We start from the raw sequence: 17,123 nt of genomic DNA on the forward strand, positions 1-17,123 counted from the left end.
TTAAAATATAAAACGCCCAATGAAGTACATCAGGCGTTTTAATTAAATGACTGTCAACCTATATTAGGACGGGTCAACTCGATACTTAACTTGATATTAAGCGAGCTAAGTTTTTATATTACAAACCAGCAGAACGACGTAAATCTTCAGCTTTGTCTGTTTTTTCCCAACTGAATGCAGTAAAGGTGTCATCACCTACTGTCATTTCATAAGGTTCTCTACCAAAGTGACCGTAAGCCGCTGTTTGTTGGTACATTGGGTGTAACAAATCTAGCATTTTTGTGATGCCGTAAGGGCGTAAATCGAAATGCTCTCTTACTAATTCTACAAGTTTTTCTTCACTTACTTTACCTGTATCAAAAGTATCGATTGAGATTGAAGTAGGCTCTGCAACACCAATTGCGTATGAAATTTGAATTTCACAACGATCCGCTAAACCTGCAGCTACAATGTTTTTAGCCACATAACGACCAGCGTAAGCTGCACTTCTGTCTACTTTTGATGGATCTTTACCTGAGAATGCACCACCACCATGACGAGCCATACCGCCATAAGTATCAACAATAATTTTACGACCTGTTAAGCCACAATCGCCAACTGGACCACCAATAACAAATTTACCTGTTGGGTTAATATGGTATTTAGTGTCTTTTGTTAATAATTCAGCAGGAATAACGTGCTTAATAATGTTTTCCATTACTGCATCGTGTAAATCTTGCTGTTTAATTTCAGGGTTATGCTGAGTTGATAAAACAATAGTATCAATTGCTACTGGCTTGTCATCTTCATAGATAAAAGTTACTTGAGATTTAGCATCTGGGCGTAACCAAGGTAAAACACCTGATTTACGTGCTTCAGCTTGACGCTCAACTAAACGGTGAGAGTAGTATAATGCAGCAGGCATTAAGGTTTCAGTTTCGTTAGTTGCGTAACCAAACATTAAACCTTGGTCACCAGCACCTTGATCTTCAGGCTTTGCGCGGTCTACACCTTGAGCAATTTCTGGAGACTGTTGGCCAATTAAATTCATAATGCCACAAGTTTCACCATCAAAACCAACGTCTGACGAGGTGTAACCAATATTACTAATAACGTCACGAGTGATTCTTTCTAGATCAACCCATGCTGTTGTTGATACTTCACCAGAGATGATAGCAACACCTGTCTTAACCATAGTTTCACAGGCAACACGCGCGTGTTTATCTTGTGTGATTATTGCGTCAAGTACAGCATCAGATATTTGATCTGCAATTTTATCAGGATGGCCTTCAGATACAGACTCTGAAGTGAAAAAGTGTTTAGACATAAAACCTCAATAATTTGTTCGGTAACGTATTTTCTATAATTAATAGAGATACAACTAATAATATTTAATTTAGTCGAACTATAGAAAAGAGCGTATTAACTTAGTAAAAATTTTCGACAAGTTTACCTGTTTACCGATTAACTTCATAGAATTATTTACGCCTAGACGGCTAAACGGCTTAAATTGTCTTATCTTGGGTGTTTTAAATACTTAATTCGAAAACTATGAAACTACAAATAAATGATAGTTTATCAAAGGTTTACTGTTTTAATGGCTTTGAGGTGAGACTTTGACGGTTTAACTGAATTAATCTGAACTGATGCTATATGGCGATAATTTATTATTTGGTTAATTTATTTATTTTTGATTATTTTAGCTCTGTTCAATCAGCAAAGGGGAATAAATTGATCGATTTGTTCAACAAAGCCGAAATAACATTAGATAATGCATTATTCGCTTGCGAGCTAAAAAATTGATATTGAGGTTGGCCTTTAGATGTTTGAGTTAACTCAGTGGTTTGATTCATTAATTCATGTTGAATCAGTTGGCGCTTTAATTGTTCAGTAACAGGCAAGGCGGTTTCCATAATCGCAATATCACTACTGAGAAAATCTTTAAGTTTGTCTGAAAAAAACGGGTAATGAGTACAACCTAAAACCAAGGTATCTATTTTTTTATCAGTAATTAACTCAAGATAACTTTTAAGTAAGTTATCAAATGTAGTGGAATGTAGTTGATTGCTTTCTATTAGTTCAACTAAACCAGGGCAGGGTTGGATATAAACTTGAGAATTGTTTTTATATTTTTCTACTAGGTCTAGAAAGCGCTGATTTTTCGCTGTAGCTTGTGTTGTTAAAATACCAACACGCTTGTTTTTACTTTTAATTACTGCGGGTTTTATTGCTGGCTCAACACCAATAATTGGAATGCTAAGACGTTTTCTTAACTGATCTATCGCGATAACGGTTGCGGTATTACAGGCAATAACCAAGGCTTTACAATTTTGGCTAATAAGCTGGTCTGCAATAATATTTACACGCGCAATAATTTCTTCATCTGACTTATCACCATAAGGTGCATATAAAGAGTCGGCAACATAGATGAGTGTCTCTTCTGGTAACTGTTCTTTAATACAATTGAAAATAGACAAACCACCTACGCCAGAATCAAATATCCCAATCGCTTGAGTTGTTTGCGCTTCATTTTGCATATGTTTATGTAAAGGTTTTTGAGTGACAGCCATAGAGAACAGAGTTATTGCATGCAGCTTTATGAATAATTAACGAATATTGTAAATTAAAAAGAAGATAATAAGTACAGAGAAAACTTGGGAGAAGAAAAATAAGTGTTTCCAAGGTGCCGCAGCTAACTTCAGCCCATGAACACCGGGTGCTCAGGGCGGAAATATCATAAAAACCGTAGGCTTCCCGATACGAGCCGGGCTTGCACAATAGAGTTTAATCAATTTCCTGAATTAAAACTTATCGGCTCAGGGACATAGTCAACATACAAACACCCCAGAAACATCTTTAGTATAGCTAAAGTTTATGAAGGTATTAAGTAATTTATTGTAAGTGAGTGTTAAGTGTTGTTTATTTGGGCTTTTTAGGTGTTTATTAGCCAATTTAAAGAGGCAAAGAGATAAGGCACTTAAGATTTTTCTATATCTGCAGTAGATAAAGCTTGTTCAATGGTTGATTGAAGAAGTTCTATTTTACTTTGTAAGGCGAGTTTTTCTTTTTCTGCGGTATTTCTAGCAATTAATAAATCATAAGATAAGTTTAACGCCGTCATCATCATAGATTGTTCAGAAGAATAACTGGCAGCCGTATTTTCGGTAACTTTTTTATAGCGTACAGTCAATTCATGAGCCGCAGCCAATAAAGCACTTTCTTCCCCTACAGGACATGCAATTTTGAGTGATTTGTTTGCAACGTTTATCGTTACTGTGTTTTGGCTCATTGTTTTATTCTCGTTTATCCATAATGCGGGGTTATCCGTTATAGGGAGTATAACCGCATTTACTCTATTGTATTGCTAAAAAAATTATTTTAAATCATAGCGTGCAACTATAATCATGCTACAGCTTCGATGCAAGGTATGGTTTGTTCAAATGTAACCAATATTTACAGCTTGTTGCTAGCGTCGAGATAGCGTGAATGTTACGATGTGCAGTAGAAAATTAACTTAAATTAAATGAATTTTATGACTGATCAAACAACCTTAGATTTTGCCACTGTGCAAGCTGTATTAACGAGTGAAAGTGTTGAAATGCACGCCGCTGAAGTCCATGGTGTTATGACTGGCTTAGTGTCTGCTGGTTATATTTTTGAAGATTCCGACTACATTATTGTTATTAACGACATGCTTAATAATAGCGAAGGCTTTCCTGCTGCCGTTAAAAATACTCTTAAAGAGATGTTTAGTGAGCTTTGGAAAAATATTTTAGACGATTCTTACAGCTTCCAAATTATGTTACCTGATGACGATGAAACCATTATGGAAAGAGCTAATGGCTTAGGACATTGGGTACAAGGTTTTAATTTAGGTTTTGGTTTACAACAAAAGAATAAAGCTAAACTGTCTGAAGATGTTCAAGAAGTGCTAAATGACTTTGTTGATATTGCTAATCTTTCTGACGAAATGGAAGAAGATGAAGATACAGAACAAGCTTTTTATGAAATTGCTGAATATGTTCGAATTTCAGCTTTACTTTGCTTTACTGAGTTAGGTGTTCCACCTGAAAGTAGCCAAAAAGAAGAAACCCTTCACTAAGAAGATTTATGACTCAAAATTATCTAGCTAATACTGAATTACCGTTAACAGAATTTACTACGCGCAGAGAACGTTTTTTTGCCAGCATGCCTGAAAATAGCATCGCGTTATTTCCGGCAGCTATCGAGTTAACACGTAGTAATGATACTGAATATCCATTTTGTCAAAATAAAAACTTTTATTACCTAACGGGTTTTCCTGAACCTGATGCCGTATTACTTTTAATTAAAGCTGAAGTTAATCGTGTGGTTTTATTCTCGCGCGAGAAAGATGCTTTTAAAGAAGTGTGGCAGGGTAGAAGAATAGGACAAGAGCTTGCAGTATCAACTTACGGTTTAGATGAGTGTTTTACTTTAGATCAGCAAGATTTATTAATACCTGATTATATGACGGATAAAACCACCTTACTTTACTGTATGGGTGAAAACGAACCTGTTAGTCAAACATTTGAAACTAAAGTATTTGATTGGCTTAAAGCAGTAAAAGCTAAAGCCCGTTTAGGTAAAAAAGCGCCAACAAAACTTGTTGATTGCAGCGCTATCATTCATGAAATGAGATTAATTAAAAGCGAAGCTGAACTTGCTGTTATGCGCAAAGTTAATCAAATCAGTGGTGTGGCTCATCAACGTGCTATGCAAAAGTCTGCGGTAGGTAAATTTGAATACCAGATAGAAGCCGAAATCTTACACGAGTTCGCTATAAATGGTGCTAAAGCTCCTGCTTATACGAGTATTGTTGCTGGCGGCGATAACGGTAATATTTTACATTACACCGAAAATTCAGACTGCTTAAAAGATAACGAGATGTTATTGATTGATGCCGGTGGTGAACTTGCGGGTTATGCAGCCGATATTACACGTACATTTCCAATTAATGGTGTGTTTACAGCAGAGCAAAAAGCTATTTATCAGTTAGTTTTAGATTCTCAAGCTATCGCTATTAAAGGCATAAAACCACAAAATACCTTAGCTCATTTAAACAAATTAACTTGTGATTTCCTTACTGAAGGTTTGTACAACTTAGGAATGTTGAAAGGTGATTTAAATACATTAATCGAGCAAAAAGCTTGTAAAAAATATTTTATTCATGGTTTAGGCCACTGGCTAGGACTTGATGTGCATGATGTTGGAGATTATCAAAGTAATCAGAAACGAGAACAATTACGTGCATTTGAAGCGGGTATGGTTATGACGATAGAGCCTGGATTATATATTCCACTTGATGATCTCTCTGTAGAAGAAAAGTGGCGCGGTATAGCGGTTAGAATTGAAGATAATATTTTAGTGACTGAAACAGGCTATGAGAACCTAACGGTTAATGCGCCTAAAGAAATTGCTGAAATCGAAACTTTGATGGCTAATTCTTAACTTAAAAATTTAAATATAAAGCTTAAATAGAAAGACTATATAACAAGTTTAAGTAAAAAATACTTAAGCTTTTGTCTGTTTTAATTATTCTTTATATATCTGAAATAGTTGAAAAAATGGAAGTATCAGAGAATATTACAACCAATAAACAACACTTTGATGTTGTGATCTCAGGTGGCGGCTTATCTGGATCGTTAATGGCATTAAGCTTATTACCTCTCAAAACTCATGAAGGTAAACCTTTATCTATTGCGATTATTGAAGCGATTAATGCAAAACCACTTTCTCAAAACACCCATTCAAATCAAAAAACGAGCGAATCAGTATTCGACGATAGAGTATTGGCTTTATCTCATGCTTCTGCTCAATATTTAAAACAGCTCGGCACTTGGTCTTATATTCAAGATCACGCTCAACCTATCACCGATATTCATATTTCAGATCGTGGCTATTATGGCAAAGCACGTATTAAAGCCGAAGATCATCTTACTGCTAATCATGGCAAAGTAGACGCGGTTGGCTATGTTATTGAAATGTCTAAGTTGGGCTTAGCTATACAGAAAAGCTTAACTGAACAAAGTAAAAATAAAGTGAAGGCTGAAACTGATAAGCTGAATAATCTTACTTGGTTTACGCCAGATGCTATTGAGCAAATAAAATGGCATCCAGCTTCGGTTGATATTACATTAAAATCAAAAACTCAATTATCAGCTTCATTGCTTATTGGTTGTGATGGCGTTAATTCTATTTGCCGACAAGCAGCAAACATTGATTGTGATAAATCCGATTATGGTCAATCAGCATTAATCACCAATGTATCAACTAAGCTTGCACATCAGGGCGTTGCTTACGAACGTTTTACCGAGAGTGGTCCTATTGCTATGTTACCTATGGTGAAAGTGGCGAATGAAGGTTCGCGTTCGTCACTTGTTTGGACGTTAACACCCGATCAAGCTGATGAAATAAACGCATTAACCGATGACGAATTTAAAACAAAACTAGAACATGCCTTTGGCAGTTGGTTAGGTGGCATTGAAAAAGTAGGCAAGCGACATATTTATCCTTTATCGTTAGTGCAAGCTCAAGAGCAAATATTTCATCGCATGGTGCTTATTGGTAATGCATCACATACTATTCATCCTATTGCAGGGCAAGGCTTTAACTTAGGTTTACGTGATGTACAGAGTTTAGCTAAATCGTTAGATAAAACCTTAGCTGAAAAAGGCGATATAGGTGCATTTAATCGCTTAACAGAATATGCCATTTCACGTAAAACAGATCATGGGCATATTATCAATCTTACGGATTCGTTAGTCACATTATTCTCTAATGAGCATTTTCCTTTAGTGGCGGGCAGAAACATGGGTTTGAAAGTGTTAAATTATGTTCCTGTTATTAAAAACACCTTTGTAAATAAAGCGATGGGCTACTAAAAATAAAACATAGCTATTATTTTATATTCATTCATCGTAACTCGAATGACTCTATTTAAGTGAATAAACAACATGCAAAAATTTGATATCTTGATTGTTGGTGCAGGAATGGTAGGGCTAACCCTTGCTCTTGCTATTAGAAAAACAACAGGATTAACAGTCGCTATCGCTGACAATACCCCTCTATCTCCAATCACTGATGAGCCTAGTGTTCGTGTTAGTGCGATTAATATGGCGAGCCAACAAATTTTTTCTCAGCTTGGTGTTTGGTCAGACTTAATGGAGCAACGACTTCAGCCTTATCAACATATGCATGTTTGGGATAAAGCCGGTTACGGTAAGTTATCTTTTTCTACTGAAGATATTTCAGATGCCGCAAATATTGAGCAATTAGGTTGGATTATTGAAAACCCAGTAATTCGTACAGCCTTATGGAATAAAGCTCAACAAGACAATGGCATTACTTTTTTTACCAAAGAAAATATTACTAATATAGGCATGGGCGAATCAGAAGTTTTTGCAAGCTTTACCACTCAAATGCCTATCACGGCTAAGCTAGTTGTAGGTGCCGATGGTGCTAACTCTTGGGTAAGAAAGCAAATGGATATGCCTATTACTTTTAGAGATTATGATCACCACGCGATTGTAGCTACAGTAAAATGCGAGCAAGGACATCAAAACACAGCATGGCAAGTATTTTTACCTACAGGCCCTTTGGCTTTATTACCTTTGTATGAGAAAAATTTATGTTCGATTGTTTGGTCTACTTCTCCAGAAGATGCTGAACGTTTGAAAGGCTTATCGCCTGAGGAGTTCTCTAAAGAGCTAACGGCAGCAAGCGATGGTAGACTTGGTAATTTAACGTTAGTCAGTGAAACACCTTCGTATCCATTATCCATGAGAATGTCGCAAAGCTTCGCCCAAGATCGTGTTGTGCTTGTAGGCGACGCAGCTCACACTATTCATCCATTAGCAGGGCAAGGTGTGAACTTAGGTTTACTCGACGCAGCATCTTTAGCACAAGTTATAAGCGAAACTTATACTCAACAAGAGAATACAGCTAAAGCCGACCAAGCGTTATGGGCGTCATCTACAGTATTAAATAAATACTCGCGATGGAGAAAGTCTGAAGCGGCTGAAATGGCAACAGCGATGGAATCGATTAAACAGGTTTTTACACCGCAAAATCCAGTGACTCAGCTTGTTAGAGGTTTAGGCATGAACTTGTTTGATAATGTAAAACCCGTTAAACAATTAATGGCTAAGCAAGCTTTGGGAATGAAAGAGCATTTACCGAGTTTGGCTACTGTGCAGGAATAGTGATTTTTCTTGTTTAATTAAATGTTATAACTACATGGAAGTTCGATGAAAGCACTATCTTTATCCTTATTATTATTGATTACCTTTGCTGCTGTTTCCACTAATATCAATGAACTCGTGTGTAATGCACATACTAACGTAGAAGCTAAAAAGAAATGTTATTCTGATTTTGGGATGAATATTCCAGAAGGAGCATTAGATTCTATCAATATGAATGTAGAGCCTCCTCAAGAAAATGCTAAAAAGATAGTGTCACAAAAAAATACCAGCCGACCTCAAAGGTATATTGGCATGGATATCGATAAAGCTGCTATGTTTTTTAATACAAAGCCTAACCGCGTTAATAACATTATATTTGATAATTATGATTATCATGTTCTTTTGGAATCATCTAATAATATACATGCCACATTTGTACAGGTTTTATTTAAAAAATATAAGAAATGCTCATCAAAAAAACCAGTTCCATCAGAGTTTTTATATGAAAAATTAGATATAGATGTTAAAGATTTAATATTATTAAAGAAGCGTAATCTAGCATTTTATTTCTCATCATATCTAGACCCCTTACATAATATAAAAACATCAGCTTACTGTGTTAGTGAAGGTGACTATTTTGTAGTTACTTTTCAAAATAATGCTAATTAGATCTGTCTAGGGATTACTAATACATTACTTAAACGAACATATATAGTTTGTTGCTCGATTTTTTGTATTGTCTTTACCGTTATTGTTATCAAGAAGAAAGAAGTCATAAAGAAAGGGCACAATTAACTAGGACATTAAATAGAAAGATTGAATTTATCCATCTATCACCACTTTTACTAACTATGACCTAAGACTTATTGTGATGTTAGTAGAATATATTAGCCTATTGGAAATTTCTGTTTCTGGTGTAAAACACGCATAACTCGAATGGTTTTTCCATCAACCCAATAAGATACAATCATAGAAACTTCAGGGATAATTAATAATCGTCCTCGAATGAGCTCTCTTTTAACTCCCATTAAAGGATGATCAAGTAAGTTTTCTACTTTTGTTTCTATGATTTGATCTGTTTTCTCAGCTGCCTCAGGGTTAAAGTCATACAAAAACTCAAAGATCTTCTCTCGATCATTTAATGACTCTTCTTCCCAAACGATCATCTATTACGGATCTTCATTTTTCGGGCTTCCATTTGATTTTTAGCATCATCATGTTTGATAAAGCGAGCTTCACCATTATCAAACTTATCAAAAGCCGCATTTACTTGTTCTGATAACCACGCATCATGGTTCATAGCCTTTCGTTGTTCCTCTGCTAAACTCTCTGTTAGCTCTCGACATGCATCACTTAACGTTCGACCTTGGCTTGCTGCCATTAATTGTGCTAAATTTTTTGTTTCTTCATCAACTCTAAATTGAATGCGGGTATCCATTATTAATTACCTCAAATCTGTGTTGTACACACAAATGTTAGCACTGCTTTAAGCGAGTGGCAAACATGAGTCATTGTAAATAAGGAAAGTGGAGTTTATGCATTTTGATAGAACATTTAATCAGTATAACCCAAAAGCTTTTTTTAGTGACTTTAAAATTGGGAAGTTTTAACTACTGGTATTAAATATTAGCCAAATATCAGCTCGAATTTGAGCTGATACATTTAACAAGAAAATGTGCAGGTAAAGTCAAACCTAAAGCTTTAAACTCATCACTATCGCATCTTCATAACCAAATCCACTGGCGCTTGGGTAGTAACCTGTGCGTCTGTTGGTTTCTGTAAAACCTTGATTGATATACATCATTTGCGCGCTAATGTTTTTCGCTCTAACTTCCAAGAATACCTTAGTAGCAGCAAGGGCTTTAGTTTCTGTAAGAAAATGAGTTAGTAGTTGTTTGCCGTAACCTTTGCCTTGTAATGAGGGGGCTACACAAATATCCATAAGCGTTACTTCACCAACTACATGTTCACCAATGTAAAAGCCTACCGTTTCATTATCTTCAATAAGATAAAACCCGAAGTAACGTCCATCAATACAGCTTTTGAAGGTTTTTTCAGTCCACGGGTGAGAATGACAAGCCATTTCAATCGTCATTAAGTGCTCTACATCTGCAGAGGTGATCTTTTTAAATGCTGTCATTAAGCTAATACTTTTTGTTGGATTATTTGCCACAGGTCTTTTTTAAGTTGGGAATTACTTTCAAAGGCTGTGAGCATTGGAGTGGTTAAAATACTTTTAGAAAAGGTAATCGAGTCTGTTTCTTTAAATTGCCAGTTGAATAAACCCAGATTCATTATGTTGTTTTCTGTGGTTATTTCACCAATTGAAATGTCGATACATTGTAAAACATCGACAAATAATTGTTGTTGAGTTAACTGGTTTAAATCAAATGCTAATGAAGTTGAAACAGAAGGTTCTGTATTTTTTGTCTCTGGATTTTCAGCAGAATGTTCAATTGCATGTTCAGAATTGCGTTGCTGCCATACATTTACTCCCATTTCTTTCAGGTGATTAAATTGTTGCTGAGTTATTGCCATAAGGATAAATCGAGAATTAAGCCAAAAATAAAGTGAGTAATATCATGACAGAAATCACAAATAACAGAAAGACAAACAAGATAAATTAATAGATATATGTAATAAGAAATTGGTACGAAGATCTAAAGAAAAGAATTGGCAGGGGTGGAGAGATTCGAACTCCCAACCGTCGGTTTTGGAGACCGCTGTTCTACCAATTGGAACTACACCCCTGCAACGGAGAAGAATTATACCCAAGGATTACTAAAGGTAAAGCATAAAATACTAAATATTTACCGTTCGCTTAATAAATCTACATAATTATCGTTGTTGATTATAAAGTATCTTTGTTTTGCTTGATAAGTATGCAGGTGAGGCGTGGCTTTAATTTTAGATTAAACTAATTTCGTTATTTTATTGTTCTCGATGTTAGAAAAAAGAGCAAAAAAGCTAAAATAATAAGAATAGTAGATACCTTTTATTCATAATAATTTTTAATTGTAGACAGATTACTTTAAATACTGGTTAATCTGTAAGCAATGCTAATTTGATTTGTTTTAACCCGCCATCCTTTCAGTCACTTAATTCTTATCTAAATAGACGAGCTATTACGAGTTTCTCTTGCTATTCAAGGCTTGTAACACTAAAATTACGCGTTTTTTTTATTCAAAAGTAATAGTTTTTAACATGCGTGTAGCCGATTTTTCATTTGATTTACCTGAAGAGCTTATAGCTCGTTATCCTAAAGCTGATAGAACCTCTAGTCGATTAATGTCACTAGATGGTAATAGCGGTCAAATCGACGATCTTAATTTTTTAAATATTATTGATAAAGTGCAAGCAGGTGATTTGCTAGTTTTCAATAATACGCGTGTAATTCCTGCTCGAATGTTTGGTAAAAAAGCTACAGGTGGTCAAGTTGAAGTATTAGTAGAACGTTTACTTGATGATCGCCGATTTTTAGCTCATGTTCGTGCAAGTAAATCACCTAAAGTTGGGTCTGAAGTCATATTGGAAGATAAAGTGACGGCAACTATGGTGGCACGTCACGACGCTTTATTTGAATTTGAAGTACATGGTGAGCAATCTGTTTTATCTGTATTAGATGAAATTGGTCATATGCCATTACCACCTTATATTGATCGCCCTGATGAAGAGAGCGATAGAGAAAGATATCAAACAGTTTACAATGAAAAACCAGGCGCTGTGGCAGCACCTACAGCTGGTTTACATTTTGATGATGCTTTACTCGAACAGTTAAAAAACAAAGGCGTAAATTTAGCTTTTGTTACCCTACATGTTGGCGCAGGAACTTTTCAGCCCGTTCGTGTAGATGAGATTGCAGATCATGTTATGCATTCTGAATATGCAGAAGTACCTGCTGAGGTTGTTGAACAGATAAAACAAACTAAAGCTGCCGGTGGGAGAGTGATTGGTGTAGGTACTACATCTGTTAGGTCGTTAGAAAGTGCAGCAAAAGTGGCAAAAGAACAAGGTCAGCCATTAACTGAGTTTTATGGTGATACCGATATTTTTATTACACCGGGTTATGAGTTTGAAGTGATTGATGCACTTATTACTAATTTCCATTTGTCTGAATCTACTTTACTTATGTTAGTCAGTGCATTTTCAGGTTACGAAAATATAATGGCAGCTTATAAGCATGCTGTTAAAAACGAATATAGATTTTTTAGTTATGGTGATGCTATGTTTCTCACCAAAAAAGTTAAGTAATCTACTACTTGACTCATTAATTGCCGCTAGCCTGTTTCGCTAGTGGGCTAAGGAAAACCAATGAAATACGATTTAATTAACACTGACGGTAAAGCAAGAAGAGGTCGATTAACTTTTTCTCGCGGTACTGTTGAAACTCCAGCATTTATGCCTGTAGGTACTTACGGTACTGTTAAAGGAATGAAAACTGAAGAAGTCGCTGATACGGGTGCTGAAATTATTCTAGGTAATACTTTCCACTTAATGCTGCGTCCAGGCACTGAAATCATTGAACAGCACGGTGGTCTTCACGATTTTATTAACTGGGATAAACCTATTCTTACCGATTCAGGTGGATTTCAAGTATTTAGCTTAGGTGCTATGCGTAAAATTACCGAAGAGGGCGTTAAGTTTAGCTCACCAGTAAATGGTGAGAAAATTATGCTAACACCTGAGCGTTCAATGGAAGTACAAAAAAGTTTAGGTTCAGATGTTGTTATGATATTTGACGAATGTACACCTTATCCTGCGTCTCATAAAGAATCTCAAGATTCAATGGAATTGTCATTACGCTGGGCGCAACGTTCAAAAGATGCTCACGGAGATAATCCTTCAGCATTATTTGGTATTGTACAAGGCGGCATGTATGAAGACTTGCGTGAAGTATCTGTTAATGGTTTGAAAGCTATTGATTTTGATGGTTACGCTATTGGTGGTTTATCAGTAGGTGAACCTAAAGAAGATATGATCCGCATATTAGATCATACTACACCCTTGATACCTGATAATAAGCCCCGATATCTGATGGGTGTAGGTAAACCTGAAGACTTAGTTGAAGGTGTACGTCGTGGTATTGATATGTTCGATTGTGTTATGCCAACACGTAATGCACGAAACGGTCATCTATTTGTAACTGACGGCGTAATTAAAATAAGAAATGCACGTCATAAGACAGATACTGGCCCACTAGATCCTGAATGTGATTGTTACACATGTAAAAATTATTCACGTGCTTATTTACATCATTTAGATAAGTGTAAAGAAATTTTAGGTTCTCAATTAAATACACTGCATAATCTACATTTTTATCAACGTATTATGAAAGCTTTACGTCATGCTATTGAAAATAATAAGCTTGAAGAATATGTTGCAGAGTTTTATGCATTAAGAAATTTACCTGTACCACCGTTAGCTGGGGTAGAATCTAGCGAAAGTGATGCAAAATAAAGCGTACCTTTAGGTAGGGCTTTAGTTATTAACCCGTTTTTAATTTAAATATATAAGAGGAATTTATGAGTTTATTTATTAGTCAGGCACATGCAGCAGCAGCTCCAGCACCAGCAGGTGGTGGTATGGAAATGATCATCATGTTAGCTGTTTTTGGTGCTGTGTTTTATTTCATGATTTATCGTCCACAAGCAAAACGCGTTAAAGAACATAAAAACTTAATGGCAGCTCTTTCAAAAGGCGATGAAGTATTAACGCAAGGCGGTATTGTTGGTAAAATCGTTAAAGTATCTGACGAAAAAGACTTTATCGTTGTAAGCATTGCTGAAGGTACTGAAGTAACAGTACAAAAAGGCGCAATCAACACAGTACTTCCAAAAGGTACAATGAAGTCATTGTAATCATTTAATGTGATACTAAGTTGTTTGAAAACTAACAGCTTGGTATGCGTTATATTAATGCCTGTGTTACGGTTAAACGTAATACGGGCATTAATTATTTATTAACAAAAAATAGGACGATATGGTGTTAAACAAATATCCATTATGGAAATCACTCATGGTACTTTTTATAGTAGCCATTGGTGCTTTATATGCTTTGCCGAATTTATACGGTGAAGATCCTGCAGTGCAAATTTCAGGATTACGCGGTGTTGAGATAACAACTTCTACACTTGATACTGTTAAAGATAAGCTCGCAGTCGAAAATATTCCATTTTCAAAAATTGTTCTTGATAACGGCCAAATATTAGCGCGTTTCTTGAGTACTGAAGAACAGTTAAAAGCCCGTGATTTGTTAATAGATAATTTAGGTGACAATTACTCTGTTGCGTTAAATCTAACTCCCGCTACTCCAAGCTGGTTAGCTCAATTAGGCGGAACGCCAATGAAGCTAGGTTTAGATTTAAGTGGTGGTGTTAGTTTCTTAATGGAAGTTAACATGAAAGTGGCGCTTAATAAGGCGAACACGAATATTGTTGATAGCTTTAGAGCTGATTTAAGAACTGAAAAAATTCGTTACCGCTCAGTTAAAGAAACTGACAAAGGTATTCAAGTTATTTTCCGTAAAGAAGCTGATTTAGATCAAGCTGAAACTTACATTAAAAGACAATTTGCTGATTTATTGATTTCAACCGATAGCGACAAGTTAACGCTAACGGCAACAATGACCGATGCTAAAATTAAAGAAGTACGTGATTACGCGCTTCAGCAAAACATTACTATTATTCGAAATCGTGTAAATGAATTAGGTGTTGCAGAACCACTAGTACAACGCCAAGGTAAAAAACACATTGTTATTGAATTACCAGGTGTACAAGATACTGCTGTAGCAAAAGCTATTTTAAGTGCAACAGCCACTATTGATTTTAGAATGGTAGATACTGAAGGCGATTTAGCTAGCGCGTTAAATGGTCGTCCACCAGCAAGTTCAGAAGTACTATATGAGCAAGATGGTCAACCTGTATTACTTAAAAAACGTGTAATGCTTGAAGGTAGCCACATTGTAGATGCCAAATCTGGCTTTGACGAATATAGCCGCCCACAAGTTAACATCGACTTAGATGCTGCTGGTGGTAGTAAAATTTCAAACTTCACTAAAAGTAACATTGGTAAGCCAATGGCTACAGTATTCATTGAATACAAACCAACTAAAAATAAAGATGCTGAAGGCAACACCATTTTTGAGAAAGTGGAAGAAGTTATCAGTGTTGCAACCATTCAATCTCGTTTAGGTAACAGCTTCAGAATTACTGGCGCAGGCAGCCAAGCTGAAGCACATAGCTTAGCGTTATTACTAAGAGCTGGTGCGTTAATCGCTCCTATCCAAATTGTTGAAGAAAGAACAGTAGGACCAACATTAGGTGCTGAAAACGTTAAATTAGGTTTTCAAGCTATCTTAATGGGCTTTGGTTTAGTGTTTATCTTTATGATGATTTATTACCGAGCTTTTGGTGTTGTAGCTAACCTAGCGTTAGGCGCAAATCTTATCTTAATTATCGGTGTTATGTCGTTAATTCCTGGCGCAACATTAACCTTGCCAGGTATGGCTGGTATTGTATTAACAGTAGGTATGGCGGTTGATGCTAACGTGCTTATATTTGAGCGTATTCGTGAAGAAATTAGAGCAGGAAAATCTGTTCAGCAAGCTATTCACCAAGGTTATGATGCTGCATTTTCTACCATTATAGATGCCAACATTACTACCTTGATTGCAGCGTTAATTCTATTCGCTGTAGGTACGGGTCCAATCAAAGGTTTCGCAGTAACACTATCTATCGGTATTCTTACTTCAATGTTCACAGCAGTTATTGGTACGCGTACCGTTGTAAATGCAGTTTGGGGCGGTAAACGTCTCGATAAATTATCAATATAGTGAGAGCGACGAGTCTATTATGCAAATTTTAAATTTAAAAGAAACACTCGCTTTTATGCGTTTCAGAAAACCAGCAATGATTTTCAGTTTATTACTAATGAGCGCGGCCATATTTTCACTTTACACTAACAAATTAACGTTAGGGTTAGACTTTACTGGTGGTACATTAATTGAAATCGGTTTTAAAGAACCAGCTAACTTAACTAAAGTACGTGATGTGCTTGATAATAATGGTTATAGCGATGCTGTGGTTCAGCTTTATGGTTCAAGTAGAGATGTAGTAATTCGTCTTGCAGAACGTGAAGGCGTAAAGGTTGAACTATTAGGTGACCAAGTTTTAAGTACAATCAAAGAAGGTACGGGTGTTGAACTTGACATGAGACGTATCGAATTTGTTGGTGGTAGTGTAGGTGATGAACTTGCAGAGCAAGGTGGATTAGCGATGCTAACAGCCTTAATTTGTATTTTGGTTTATGTTGCATTCCGCTTTGAATGGCGTTTTGCTTTAGGTTCTGTTATCGCATTATTCCATGATGTATTGTTAACCTTGGGATTATTCTCGTTCTTAAAAATAGAGTTTGATTTAACGGTATTAGCTGCGATTTTGGCGGTTATCGGTTACTCACTCAACGATACCATTGTTGTTTCAGATCGAATTCGTGAAAACTTTAGAAAAGTACGTGGTAGTACACCATCTGACATTATCGATATTTCATTATCGCAAACGTTAAGTCGTACATTTATCACGTCAATTACTACCTTGTTAGTATTAGCCGCTTTATTCTTTAGAGGTGGTGAGCTAATTCATGGTTTCGCAACGGCTTTATTATTTGGTGTATTTGTTGGTACATACTCATCAATTTATGTGGCGAGTTCGGTTGCATTAGCTTTAGGTATTTCGAAAGAAGATTTAATACCTGAAGTTATTGAGAAAGAAGGTGCTGACCAAGAACAAATGATGCCTTAGGTATTGTTTGAAAAGGTTAATACCAACCAATAAAAAAACCAGCGATTATGCTGGTTTTTTATTGAAAAATTGACCCGTCCTAAATAAGGTTGACACTTTTCTTTAAGTAAATTGGAGAGTGTTATGAAATCAACAACTAAGCGTAC

At 36.0% G+C, this 17,123-nt stretch carries 17 protein-coding genes, 1 tRNA gene and 1 other RNA gene; 10 read left to right on the forward strand and 9 right to left on the reverse strand.

What is annotated here, in order from left to right; genetic code table 11:
• Window positions 1–118 precede the first annotated feature (118 nt).
• From metK to Q5N69_RS17885, 4 genes are all read right to left on the reverse strand, one after another.
• Entirely contained in the window at window positions 119–1,306 is a 1,188-nt protein-coding gene (gene metK / locus Q5N69_RS17870; protein WP_304370448.1) for a methionine adenosyltransferase, read from the reverse strand.
• A gap of 382 nt (window positions 1,307–1,688) precedes the next feature.
• On the reverse strand, window positions 1,689–2,549 hold the full coding sequence (gene murI, locus Q5N69_RS17875; RefSeq protein WP_304370449.1) for a glutamate racemase: 861 nt from the start codon (window positions 2,547–2,549) through the stop codon (window positions 1,689–1,691).
• Window positions 2,550–2,650: 101 nt separating this feature from the next.
• Window positions 2,651–2,833, reverse strand: a non-coding RNA gene (gene ssrS / locus Q5N69_RS17880) — 6S RNA.
• 123 nt (window positions 2,834–2,956) lie between these two features.
• Window positions 2,957–3,268, reverse strand: coding sequence for a cell division protein ZapA (locus tag Q5N69_RS17885; RefSeq protein WP_304370450.1), 312 nt, complete (start codon window positions 3,266–3,268; stop codon window positions 2,957–2,959).
• A 243-nt stretch (window positions 3,269–3,511) separates the two neighbouring features.
• Here Q5N69_RS17885 and Q5N69_RS17890 point away from each other — a divergent pair, with 243 nt between their 5' ends.
• The 5 genes from Q5N69_RS17890 (at window position 3,512) to Q5N69_RS17910 (ending at window position 8,849) form a co-directional block, all read left to right on the forward strand.
• Window positions 3,512–4,081, forward strand: a complete 570-nt coding sequence (locus Q5N69_RS17890) for a UPF0149 family protein (RefSeq protein ID WP_304370451.1) — start codon at window positions 3,512–3,514, stop codon at window positions 4,079–4,081.
• Between the two features lie 8 nt (window positions 4,082–4,089).
• Window positions 4,090–5,448 (forward strand): aminopeptidase P N-terminal domain-containing protein, encoded by a 1,359-nt coding sequence (locus Q5N69_RS17895; protein ID WP_304370452.1) that lies wholly within the window; start codon window positions 4,090–4,092, stop codon window positions 5,446–5,448.
• 116 nt (window positions 5,449–5,564) lie between these two features.
• Window positions 5,565–6,881, forward strand: coding sequence for a 2-octaprenyl-6-methoxyphenyl hydroxylase (ubiH, locus tag Q5N69_RS17900; RefSeq protein ID WP_304370453.1), 1,317 nt, complete (start codon window positions 5,565–5,567; stop codon window positions 6,879–6,881).
• Between the two features lie 72 nt (window positions 6,882–6,953).
• Window positions 6,954–8,201 (forward strand): UbiH/UbiF/VisC/COQ6 family ubiquinone biosynthesis hydroxylase, encoded by a 1,248-nt coding sequence (locus Q5N69_RS17905; RefSeq protein WP_304370454.1) that lies wholly within the window; start codon window positions 6,954–6,956, stop codon window positions 8,199–8,201.
• A 45-nt stretch (window positions 8,202–8,246) separates the two neighbouring features.
• Window positions 8,247–8,849: a hypothetical protein gene (locus tag Q5N69_RS17910; RefSeq protein WP_304370455.1), complete on the forward strand. Its 603-nt coding sequence runs from the start codon at window positions 8,247–8,249 to the stop codon at window positions 8,847–8,849.
• A 218-nt stretch (window positions 8,850–9,067) separates the two neighbouring features.
• Here the strand turns inward: Q5N69_RS17910 and Q5N69_RS17915 are convergent, their stop codons facing one another.
• The 5 genes from Q5N69_RS17915 to Q5N69_RS17935 form a co-directional block, all read right to left on the reverse strand.
• Window positions 9,068–9,346: a type II toxin-antitoxin system RelE/ParE family toxin gene (locus tag Q5N69_RS17915; protein WP_304370456.1), complete on the reverse strand. Its 279-nt coding sequence runs from the start codon at window positions 9,344–9,346 to the stop codon at window positions 9,068–9,070.
• A complete protein-coding gene (locus Q5N69_RS17920) occupies window positions 9,343–9,618 on the reverse strand; it encodes a damage-inducible protein J (protein WP_304370457.1) in 276 nt (91 codons plus the stop codon). Before Q5N69_RS17920 ends, Q5N69_RS17915 begins: the two co-directional genes overlap by 4 nt.
• A gap of 255 nt (window positions 9,619–9,873) precedes the next feature.
• Complete coding sequence (gene rimI / locus Q5N69_RS17925; protein ID WP_304370458.1) at window positions 9,874–10,320, reverse strand: ribosomal protein S18-alanine N-acetyltransferase; 447 nt, start codon at window positions 10,318–10,320, stop codon at window positions 9,874–9,876.
• On the reverse strand, window positions 10,320–10,718 hold the full coding sequence (locus Q5N69_RS17930; protein ID WP_304370459.1) for a DNA polymerase III subunit psi: 399 nt from the start codon (window positions 10,716–10,718) through the stop codon (window positions 10,320–10,322). The genes rimI and Q5N69_RS17930 overlap by 1 nt, the downstream gene beginning before the upstream one ends.
• Window positions 10,719–10,854: 136 nt before the next feature.
• Window positions 10,855–10,931 (reverse strand) — tRNA-Trp (locus Q5N69_RS17935).
• A gap of 453 nt (window positions 10,932–11,384) precedes the next feature.
• On the opposite strand from Q5N69_RS17935, the gene queA reads away from it, so the two are divergent.
• From queA to secF, 5 genes are all read left to right on the forward strand, one after another.
• Window positions 11,385–12,431 (forward strand): tRNA preQ1(34) S-adenosylmethionine ribosyltransferase-isomerase QueA, encoded by a 1,047-nt coding sequence (gene queA, locus Q5N69_RS17940; protein WP_304370460.1) that lies wholly within the window; start codon window positions 11,385–11,387, stop codon window positions 12,429–12,431.
• Between the two features lie 60 nt (window positions 12,432–12,491).
• Window positions 12,492–13,637 (forward strand): tRNA guanosine(34) transglycosylase Tgt, encoded by a 1,146-nt coding sequence (gene tgt / locus Q5N69_RS17945; protein ID WP_304370461.1) that lies wholly within the window; start codon window positions 12,492–12,494, stop codon window positions 13,635–13,637.
• A 65-nt stretch (window positions 13,638–13,702) separates the two neighbouring features.
• A complete protein-coding gene (yajC, locus tag Q5N69_RS17950; protein ID WP_304370462.1) occupies window positions 13,703–14,038 on the forward strand; it encodes a preprotein translocase subunit YajC in 336 nt (111 codons plus the stop codon).
• A gap of 124 nt (window positions 14,039–14,162) precedes the next feature.
• Complete coding sequence (gene secD / locus Q5N69_RS17955; protein WP_304370463.1) at window positions 14,163–16,010, forward strand: protein translocase subunit SecD; 1,848 nt, start codon at window positions 14,163–14,165, stop codon at window positions 16,008–16,010.
• Between the two features lie 19 nt (window positions 16,011–16,029).
• A complete protein-coding gene (gene secF / locus Q5N69_RS17960) occupies window positions 16,030–16,977 on the forward strand; it encodes a protein translocase subunit SecF (protein ID WP_304370464.1) in 948 nt (315 codons plus the stop codon).
• The last annotated feature ends 146 nt before the right edge of the window (window positions 16,978–17,123 follow it).

Origin of the sequence: Pseudocolwellia sp. AS88, assembly GCF_030551755.1 — a bacterium.
GTDB lineage: Bacteria > Pseudomonadota > Gammaproteobacteria > Enterobacterales > Alteromonadaceae > Pseudocolwellia.

What these genes read in the sequence shown, in the direction of transcription:
- metK (WP_304370448.1), bottom strand. Translation starts at nt 1,306, where the DNA reads ATGTCTAAACACTTTTTCACTTCAGAGTCTGTATCTGAAGGCCATCCT.
- murI (WP_304370449.1), bottom strand. Translation starts at nt 2,549, where the DNA reads ATGGCTGTCACTCAAAAACCTTTACATAAACATATGCAAAATGAAGCG.
- Q5N69_RS17885 (WP_304370450.1), bottom strand. Translation starts at nt 3,268, where the DNA reads ATGAGCCAAAACACAGTAACGATAAACGTTGCAAACAAATCACTCAAA.
- Q5N69_RS17890 (WP_304370451.1), top strand. Translation starts at nt 3,512, where the DNA reads ATGACTGATCAAACAACCTTAGATTTTGCCACTGTGCAAGCTGTATTA.
- Q5N69_RS17895 (WP_304370452.1), top strand. Translation starts at nt 4,090, where the DNA reads ATGACTCAAAATTATCTAGCTAATACTGAATTACCGTTAACAGAATTT.
- ubiH (WP_304370453.1), top strand. Translation starts at nt 5,565, where the DNA reads ATGGAAGTATCAGAGAATATTACAACCAATAAACAACACTTTGATGTT.
- Q5N69_RS17905 (WP_304370454.1), top strand. Translation starts at nt 6,954, where the DNA reads ATGCAAAAATTTGATATCTTGATTGTTGGTGCAGGAATGGTAGGGCTA.
- Q5N69_RS17910 (WP_304370455.1), top strand. Translation starts at nt 8,247, where the DNA reads ATGAAAGCACTATCTTTATCCTTATTATTATTGATTACCTTTGCTGCT.
- Q5N69_RS17915 (WP_304370456.1), bottom strand. Translation starts at nt 9,346, where the DNA reads ATGATCGTTTGGGAAGAAGAGTCATTAAATGATCGAGAGAAGATCTTT.
- Q5N69_RS17920 (WP_304370457.1), bottom strand. Translation starts at nt 9,618, where the DNA reads ATGGATACCCGCATTCAATTTAGAGTTGATGAAGAAACAAAAAATTTA.
- rimI (WP_304370458.1), bottom strand. Translation starts at nt 10,320, where the DNA reads ATGACAGCATTTAAAAAGATCACCTCTGCAGATGTAGAGCACTTAATG.
- Q5N69_RS17930 (WP_304370459.1), bottom strand. Translation starts at nt 10,718, where the DNA reads ATGGCAATAACTCAGCAACAATTTAATCACCTGAAAGAAATGGGAGTA.
- queA (WP_304370460.1), top strand. Translation starts at nt 11,385, where the DNA reads ATGCGTGTAGCCGATTTTTCATTTGATTTACCTGAAGAGCTTATAGCT.
- tgt (WP_304370461.1), top strand. Translation starts at nt 12,492, where the DNA reads ATGAAATACGATTTAATTAACACTGACGGTAAAGCAAGAAGAGGTCGA.
- yajC (WP_304370462.1), top strand. Translation starts at nt 13,703, where the DNA reads ATGAGTTTATTTATTAGTCAGGCACATGCAGCAGCAGCTCCAGCACCA.
- secF (WP_304370464.1), top strand. Translation starts at nt 16,030, where the DNA reads ATGCAAATTTTAAATTTAAAAGAAACACTCGCTTTTATGCGTTTCAGA.